The organism is Paenibacillus sp. OT2-17, assembly GCF_009827695.1.
Taxonomy (GTDB): Bacteria; Bacillota; Bacilli; order Paenibacillales; family Paenibacillaceae; genus Paenibacillus; species Paenibacillus polymyxa_B.
The window spans coordinates 1-5,244 of sequence record NZ_WUDQ01000246.1 but is presented as its reverse complement, the minus strand read 5'-3'; the positions used below and the strand labels follow the sequence as shown (position 1 = coordinate 5,244).

At 41.8% G+C, this 5,244-nt stretch carries 4 protein-coding genes; 2 read left to right on the top strand and 2 right to left on the bottom strand.

The features are described from left to right. A partial coding sequence (locus tag GRP75_RS18625; RefSeq protein ID WP_237449099.1) for an ABC transporter permease occupies positions 1 to 709 on the bottom strand: 709 nt, incomplete at its 3' end. Positions 710 to 1,215: 506 nt separating this feature from the next. On the opposite strand from GRP75_RS18625, the gene GRP75_RS18620 reads away from it, so the two are divergent. Beyond that, positions 1,216 to 2,250 carry a LacI family DNA-binding transcriptional regulator gene (locus tag GRP75_RS18620; RefSeq protein WP_160790019.1) on the top strand — a complete coding sequence of 345 codons (1,035 nt, stop codon included), beginning with the start codon at positions 1,216 to 1,218 and terminating at the stop codon, positions 2,248 to 2,250. 22 nt (positions 2,251 to 2,272) lie between these two features. Beyond that, positions 2,273 to 3,247 (top strand): PfkB family carbohydrate kinase, encoded by a 975-nt coding sequence (locus GRP75_RS18615; protein ID WP_160790018.1) that lies wholly within the window; start codon positions 2,273 to 2,275, stop codon positions 3,245 to 3,247. Positions 3,248 to 3,513: 266 nt separating this feature from the next. On the opposite strand, the gene GRP75_RS18610 is transcribed toward GRP75_RS18615, so the two are convergent. Further along, positions 3,514 to 5,244 (bottom strand): glycoside hydrolase family 32 protein (locus GRP75_RS18610; protein ID WP_160790017.1); only part of this gene is annotated, 1,731 nt, incomplete at its 5' end.

The window sequence follows — 5,244 nt, the reverse complement described above, 5'->3', positions numbered from 1 at the left end:
GAGCCGTCTGCATCAGGTAAGCCTTTTCATAGCCGATCGACATAATACCTCCTGCAGCGAGAATGAACAGGACGGCCATGACGGGTTTAAGAGCTGGCAGATCAATGTGGAAGATTCTCTTCATCAATGAAGCGCCATCAATTGTTGCAGCGTCATGCAACTGCGGGTCCACATTGGCTAAGGTGGCCACATAAATGATAGAGGACCAGCCCGCTGTTTGCCATATACCGGACAAAATATATACCGTTCGGAAATAGGCGGGATCAGTCATAAAAGAAATCGGCTTGCCGGTGAAGGTTGTTACCAAAGCGTTCACTATTCCAGCTGGCGATAGAAAAACAAACAGCATACCGGCAACAACAACAACCGAGATGAAGTTAGGTGCGTATACAATAAGCTGAATATTCTTCTTGAGCTTCGCTCCTCTGATCAGATTTAGCATTAAGGCCAGAATAATCGGTACTGGGAAACCGAGAATAAGACCGTAAGCGCTTAATTTAAGCGTATTCATTAAAATGTCATAAAAATTTGGTGATGAAAGAAAGCGCTGAAAATGTTCAAATCCAACCCATTCGCTGCCCATGATTCCTTTTCTTGGGCTGAAATTTTTAAACGCAATGATCGAGCCGTACATGGGAATATACTTGAAAATGACGGTAAGAATTATGGACGGAAGCAGAAACAAATACAATATATAATTTCGAACCATGTAGCTTAACCAATGGTTTCTTTTTTTTGTTTCTGAAGCCTTTAGTCCCCTTTTTTGAACGATCGAATTCCCCAATGTTTTCCCTCCTACTGTTCACGGCTTGTTATACGACACAAAATATAAGCCATGTTATGTCACCTCTCTGACATAATTCACCAAGATGTTTTCAAATACTTGCTTGTAATATCCACACCTCCAACAGAACTAGAATTTTACACATCCCCAAAATGAATGGGTTTACAATTTACATTTGAACACTTTTTACTCTTACAATTTAGCAGATGTATATTTAATTAGTCAATATATTTCGGGTGAATAAATTCATTCAAAAAGCATATTTCAAGATAATTATAATGTTTTTAGCAAAAATACATCAAAAACACACGATATAAATAAACAAATGTAAATTTTTATTGTTCATTTGAATAAATTCATTGTTAAAAACATGAAAATACTATATATTTAGAAATATGGAGAATCTTAATTCGGAGAATAAGGTGAACAAAATGACGAGAAAGTCAAAGGTTACGATACAAGATATCGCTGATGCCTTGGGGATTTCTAGAAACACTGCATCCAAGGCGCTTAATGGAGTAGAGAATATTCCTGCCGTAACGAGGGACAAGGTGATCAAAAAGGCAGTGGAGCTTAAATACAAACAATTTTCTTATATGGAAACAGCCTCTGAAAAACAGGGCAATATCGCACTTTTGACCTGTAATCTTCCCAATAGTTCACACTTTGGATCGCTACTGATCAGCGGGCTGGAGAAGGAAATCAGCAACCAGGGCTATACATTATCCATTTACTTTGTCCGTGAGAACGATATCAATTCGATGACCCTGCCCGGCAATTTCGAACCTTCGAATGTGGCTGGCATCTTCTGCATCGAAATGTTCAGCAAGGAATACAGCAAGATGATCACAGATCTTTGCATCCCAACCATTTTTATTGATTGCGCTGCGCATATGATGTATCCAGAATTGAAGGCGGATCTGGTATTAATGGAAAATGAACACAGCACATACTGTGTTACCCGGAAATTAATTAATCATGGCTATGAAAGCTTCGGTTTTGTAGGCGATTACAATCACTGCAAAAGCTTCAATGAACGCTGGACCGGATTTAATAAGGCCTTAGCTGAAGCAGGAATCGCCGTAGATCCTGCTCATAGCATTGTAGCGCCTGACCGCAACTTCTTTATAGAGGAGAACTGGATGGAACAGCAGTTGGATGCCCTGAGGGAGTGTCCCTCCGTCTTTATTTGTGCCAATGATTTCATTGCCATCAGCGTGATCAAATCTTTGAAAAACAAAGGGATTAAAGTTCCGGAAGATGTTGCTGTCTGCGGGTTCGATGATGCTTCGGAATCCCGGGTTGTCGAGCCTCATCTTACAACCGTGCATATTTATAGTAGTCAGATGGGTATTATTTCAGCCGAAATGTTATTGTCCAGAATCAAAGACAATACCATGCCATACCGAGTGACTCATGTTGCAACGGATATCGTATACCGGGACTCGACCCCTGTTCTAAACTAAATCTACCTAGAGGTGAATCAAAGTGAAAAATGACAGAACGGTTCTTTGTGTGGGCGAGCTGCTCATTGATTTTTTCTGCACGGATATTGATGTTAATCTTGCCAAGGGTCAGCATTTCTCCAAGCAGGCCGGCGGCGCTCCGGCAAATGTAAGCGCAGCCGTAGCCAAGCTCGGAGGAAAAGCGTCATTCTTGGGGAAAGTCGGGGCTGATCCCTTTGGCATGTACCTGAAGCAAACGTTGGATGAGCAGCATGTGGATACGTCCATGCTCCTATTTGATCCGTCAACGCCGACTACACTGGCCTTTGTTTCCCTTGCCGCTAACGGCGAACGGGATTTCGTGTTCAACCGCGGAGCTGACCGTCAACTGTCTCTGCAGGACATTGATAGAGAATGGACCCGGCAGGCAGCCATTCTGCATTTTGGCTCGGCAACGGCCTTGCTCGCCGATCCTTTCCGAGAAGCGTATTTGTCTTTATTGGATGGAGCGAAGGCCAACGGGCAATTCACCTCCTTTGATCCCAATTACCGGGGGGACCTCTGGAAAGACAGGCAGGAGGAATTTATCACACTGTCCAGAAGAGGAATACACAATGCGGATTTGGTAAAAGTAAGCGAAGAGGAATTAAACATCATTACAGGGCTGGCTGACCGCGATGCTTCATTGGATCTTTTGCATGGGTTGGGAGCCAAGACGGTGGCAGTTACCTTAGGGAAAGAAGGAACCCTCATCTCAAGTGGTGCCTCCCGTTCGTTAGTCGGCAGCATTGCTGTCAAATCGATCGACTCTACTGGTGCCGGAGATGCCTTCGTCGGAGCAATGCTGTATCAAATCAGCCAGTTGAGTCAGCCTAAGGCATTTACCTCTAACGCGAAGCAGCAGCAGGAATTTGTGACACTTGCCAATCAAGTTGGCGCCATCGTGTGCACTAAAGTTGGAGCGATTGCAGCCTTGCCGTCGTTGGAAGAAGTTAATCGTTTCGTAGCGCAAGGTTGAATCAAGGAACGTAAGAACTGCAAAGGTGTCCGACGATCTCTAAGGTCGCTGGACACCTTTTTATGTAGAGATCCGTCGTTCATTGGAAAGATGCTGCTGATCAGGGCACCTTCCAATGAATGACGAAAAGCTTAGTCGATGAAAATGAAAACTTTTATATCGCAAATGAAAGAAAAAATTATTCGCGAAGTACCAAAAATTGTGCAACCAAGCCTATACAAATAGAGTGGTTGCATTAAGTCAATTTACACTTAGCCTGATTTTAATCATTCATCTTTATGTTTTAGTTTCACTTTAACTTCATTAAAAAAAGCCGTTGTATCCCATACATTGAGACCAAAGTTTCCTTCTTTATAAGTTTGATCTTTTGTGTCTATAACTAATTTATTGTTCAAATAAACCTTAGTGATGTCGCCTTGCGCTTCTAATTTGAGATGATAATCTGTATTTGGCTGTAAATCCAGTTTTCCATCATTGTTATATGTCGCAATTTCATATCCAGTTCCATCAACAAATTTAATTAATTTTACAATATTATTTTTTATATCAACATTTGCTGCATACGAATTCTTTGCTGTTAAGTCAGAACGAAAAACCAACGAACCTGCTCCAATGGAGTTATCTATCAAATCTTTTTCAGAATTACCGGGGTGGGAATCTGTATCTGGCACGTTTATATTGGCTTCATATACAAAATTCCTGCCGGTCACTTTTGATACTATGAAAGCATCTCCCTTACTCTGTCCCTGTTTTCCATGAATGGTGTCCGCCCACTTCCCGTTAACGATGGTCCAACCTGATAAGTTTGATTTAAAAGAAGAGTTCTTTTCTTTCCATACACTCTTTAGAGGATATAGGTCCAAAGATTTCAGCTTCACATTTCCGCCCTTACTATAAATTTTTAATCCTTTGCTTGCAGAATCCGCGAATATCTGATCGGTAATCACGGTCGTACCATCATTACCGAACACCTCTACAGCTGATCTATCAACAATTACCTGCAATTTAACCGTGCCGTTTTTTGCCTGTAATGGTCCCTCATGCTTGCCAACTACACTACTTCCGTAATCGAAATCTCCTGAATGAGTCCGGTCTACAAATAATTGTTCGTTGTAGACATCGTAACCGACAGTAGTATATTGCTCACTTCCTTCACGGATCTTGAAGCCAAATTCTGTTGCCTTAGTATCCGATACATCAAACAAAGCGATCAGTTCAAATGTATCTTCTGATAAATTAGAAAGAAGATGGCTGTTACCCGATATCATTTTATTGGTATACGATATACGATCCCCTCTGTCACGAATGCTTTTTAGCGAAATAGGGGTTTGTTTTAAACGTAGACCCTTTGTGGTTTGAGTGAGCTCCATCTTCCGCGGCAGTGTTGTTGAACTTCTCCACGTTGAGGTGGGTGTATCGTTGGCATACTTCCAATTACTCATCCAGCCGAGCCAATATTTCTCACCATTCTTCCCTTCTACTCCACTCCAATCCACAGCAGCATAAAAATCAGCGCCATAGTCAGTCCATAACACTTTATCGGAAGTATTTTCATTTTTAAACGTTTTACCGTCAAAGCTGCCTACAAAATACTGCATGCCCGATCCGCCTGCCGGAGCACCATCATTTATACTTACCTGTAGGACCCACTTTCTTTTTGAAGGATCGCCATCAACCGGCAATTCGACTAACGTAGGACATTCCCATACTCCTCCGATGCTGCCGTTTGTGGAAGGAATCCACTGTCCAGAAACAGCGGACCAATCTGTGAGGAGACCGCTTTGTTTCATATCTGTTTTCTCCGGCTCTTTTGCAACCTGGTCAACTTTATCCGATATGGTCCCTTCATTATAAACATTAACATCATCAACATTTATATGACCGTAACCATCTTTGGCATGGTCTACTACCTTGATATATAATACTTCACCAATATATTTGGACGCGTCCCATACGTATTTTGAATATTTTTCTTCATTAAATTTTATATTGGCCTG

Bases quoted from the DNA above. Each gene is read 5' to 3' on its own strand.
- GRP75_RS18620 (WP_160790019.1), top strand. From the start codon at position 1,216: ATGACGAGAAAGTCAAAGGTTACGATACAAGATATCGCTGATGCCTTG.